2 protein-coding genes are annotated in these 3354 nt (G+C 60.3%); one reads left to right on the top strand and one right to left on the bottom strand.

The annotated features are described in order from the left end of the window. The coding region (locus ABIB80_RS39165) for a VCBS domain-containing protein (RefSeq protein ID WP_354129635.1) at positions 1 to 2046 on the bottom strand (2046 nt) is incomplete at its 3' end. Between the two features lie 91 nt (positions 2047 to 2137). Between ABIB80_RS39165 and ABIB80_RS39160 the strand changes: the two genes are divergently transcribed. After that, complete coding sequence (locus ABIB80_RS39160) at positions 2138 to 2455, top strand: hypothetical protein (protein WP_354129634.1); 318 nt, start codon at positions 2138 to 2140, stop codon at positions 2453 to 2455. The last annotated feature ends 899 nt before the right edge of the window (positions 2456 to 3354 follow it).

Raw genomic sequence — 3354 nt, 5'->3', positions numbered from 1 at the left:
CGCCACAGAGCCCGTGATGGTGCTGTCTTCCAGACCGCTGTTGGTGTCGGCAACCGCAACCGGCGTGTCGTTGGTGCCGGTCAGCGTGATCGTCACGGTCTGGGTGGCCGTTGAGCCATGACCATCATTGACAGTAACGACAAAGCTCTCGGTCACGCTCTGGCCCGCGGCGAGGTGCTGCGCGGCCACGTTGTTCAGGTTGTAGTGCCACTGCACCGACCCGTTGGCGGCATTTGCCGCCTCGCTCACCGCACCAAGCGAGAAGGTGCCGAGCGCAGTCGTGTTGGCTGGCGCAACGACGAATGTCGCGGTATGCCCGTCGCTTAGATCCACGTCAGTGAAGCTGACCGTGCCGGCTGCGGTCAGGGAATCCGACGGGTCCGGCGTCGCCGGGGCATCCTCGACCACTGTGCCGGCCTGAACACCAGAGGTGATCGACACGATGTCGTTGGTGCCGGTGATCGTGACCGTCACGGTCTGGGTGGCTGTCGAGCCGTGGCCATCATTGATCGTCACCACGAAGCTCTCGGTCACGCTCTGGCCCTCGGCGAGGTACTGCGCAGCCGCGTTGTTCAAGGCGTAGTGCCACTGCACCGACCCGTTGGCAGCATTGGCCGCCTCGCTCACCGGATCGAGCGAGAAGGTGCCGAGCGCGGTGGTGTTGCCTGCCCCGGCGACAAACGTCGCGGTATGCCCGTCGCTCAGATCCACGTCGGTAAAGCTGATGGTGCCGGCCGTCGTCAGGGAATCCGACGGATCCGGAGTCGCCGGGGCGTCCTCCACCACCGAGCCGCTCTGGACACCCGAGGTGATCGACACGATGTCGTTGGTGCCGGTGATCGTGACCGTCACCGTCTGGGTGGCTGTCGAGCCGTGGCCATCATTGATCGTCACCACGAAACTCTCGGTCACGCTCTGGCCCTCGGCGAGGTACTGCGCAGCCGCGTTGTTCAAGGCGTAGTGCCACTGCACCGACCCGTTGGCAGCAGCGGCCGCCTCGCTCACCGGATCGAGCGAGAACGTGCCGAGCGCGGTAGTGTTGCCGGCCCCGGCGACAAACGTCGCGGTATGCCCATCGCTCAGATCTACGTCGTTAAAGCTGATGCTCCCGGCCGTAGCCAGGGAATCCGATAGACTTGGCGTCGACGGGGCGTCCTCCACCACCGCGCCGCTCTGGACACCCGAGGTGATCGACACGATGTCGTTGGTGCCGGTGATCGTGACCGTCACCGTCTGGGTGGCTGTCGAGCCGTGACCATCATTGATCGTCACCACGAAACTCTCGGCGACGGTTTGGCCTGCAGCGAGGTACTGCGCAGCCGCGTTGTTCAAATTGTAGTGCCACTGCACCGCGCCGTTGGCAGCATTGGCCGCCTCGTTGACAGGGTCGAGCGAGAAAGTGCCCAGTGAAGTGGTGTTAGAAGAAGCTGCTGCGAACGAGGCCGAATGCGTGTCGCTGAGATCGGCGTCGTTGAAACTGATAGTGCCGGCCGCGCTCTGCGAATCCGAGACATCGGGTGTGGCATTCGCGTCTTCGACCACCGAGCCGCTCTGCGGACTCGATGTGATGAAGACCGAGTCGTTTGCCCCATTGAACTGGAGTGTCACGGTCGCCCAACTGAGCGTGCCGTTGCCCAGCTGGATCGCGTAGGTGAACGTATCCGTCAGCGTTTGCCCGGTCGCCAGCGCCTGAAGCTGAACGTTGATGTCGCCCTTATCGTAATGAACGGTGCCGTCCGACTCGATCCAGATGCGCGCACCGAGCGCGCTGCGGTCACCGGTACCGACCATTCCGGCAGCGTCACTGCTGTACGCCAGATCTTTGACCAGCAAATCCGCAGGGGCGTAGTTCTTGGTGGACGCAGAGGTGCTCGTTCCGTCGTCCAGGGAGAACAGCGTCTTGGCCGCGCCCCCAAGATCATTTGCCAGCACGTTCAAGATGAGAATGTTGCTCGCGTCTTCCGCAAACGAGAAAATGTCCGTGTTGGCTTGCGGAGTATTGCCGAACGAAACCGTGCTGCCGCCGCCCGTTGCCTGCGTCGCCATAGCTTAAATCCTCTGGGTGATGCGCCGTCCGCATTCACGGACCGGCACAAATTGCACAATGGCGCGGGGATGATCGGCCGTTGTCTTGCCTATGCTGAAGAACGATGCCGAGCTGCTCAGCATGCCTATCGTCCTGCTCAGCGCTTCGTGCCGCTCAAGCCTGTTTAGGGCTAGAGCCGCTCCGAGCTTGCGAGCGAATGTCGTGTGCACGGTCGCGCGCCCGACAGCTGCCATGTTTGCAAACCGCAAACTTGGCTGGATCGAAAAATCGAAGATTGACGGAGAAGAATTCGAAATTTCCGGCGCCCAAGTGAACATTGCTACAAAATGCGTGCACGTCATTCGCAACCTCGCCTGCCAATGCAGAGCAGAGAGCGTCGCCGCAAAATCAATTCACGCAAATTGGTAGCGCTCGCTCGAACGGCGATAGGTCCGCCGACCGCAGCTCCATCAACTGCTGCCAAGTTACGCGAAAGATCTAGCGGTATCCCCCTTGCCCATCGTGGCCAGTGCTTGGCCGCCACGTTTGGCAATTATTGATTTTGCAATATTCGCCACTTCAGAAGCGACCACCGTGGCCAAGAAGCGCCATGGTCATTCCCTCCTGATTAAATCAAAGCTATTTTAAATTAAAGCGCCAGTCTATTTATTTATTTATATGCCGCATTTAATGATTAATGCAGCAAAATCAAGAAGAAGGAGGCTCTTGCGCCACTCCTTGCGAGGCGACTCCGGAATTTTACGGCTTTTACCCTGATGCACTCCGTCCGCGAGATGGTCATTGCTTCGCGTAGATCGACAGTCGCAGGGAGCCAACTGGAGCCAAACTCAGCCCTATCTGCGAAGACGAGGCATGAAAGCAACAGCCTCGCAATGCGTCGCGCGTGATTATTAACTTACGCACCCGACGCGCTCCAGGTCCGCCCGCCGTGACGCGGCGAATTTGGCTTTCAATGTGATGCTGGTCATCCTCATGGAGGGCGGTAGCCGTCGTTGTCGCCGGGGGCCCACGTTCCAGAGTGTGAGACCATCGCGGGACTCAAGGGTGGTGCGCTCCTAGAGCGAGGCGGGTAGCCAGACCGCTGACGCAACCAACTGCTGGGTTATCGCTCAGTAGCCGACGCACGTGCCCTGGAGGGCGGCGAGGAGTCCTCGGCTGGGATTTCTGACATTGCGATGCTCGCGCATGAAGCTTCGCATCTCGTGCTGCCGTTGAGCCTCCCCTAAATCGGTGGACACCTATAGCTTAGACAGCAAGAGGTGTCAGATGACGAAACGGCAGCGACGTTCTTATTCGGACGAGTACAA

Source organism: Bradyrhizobium sp. i1.15.2, from assembly GCF_040548425.1.
GTDB lineage: Bacteria > Pseudomonadota > Alphaproteobacteria > Rhizobiales > Xanthobacteraceae > Bradyrhizobium > Bradyrhizobium canariense.
Note: the sequence above shows the minus strand (reverse complement) of the source record. Positions and strands in the feature narration are given on the sequence as shown.

What these genes read in the sequence shown, in the direction of transcription:
- ABIB80_RS39160 (WP_354129634.1), top strand. Translation starts at nt 2,138, where the DNA reads ATGCTGAAGAACGATGCCGAGCTGCTCAGCATGCCTATCGTCCTGCTC.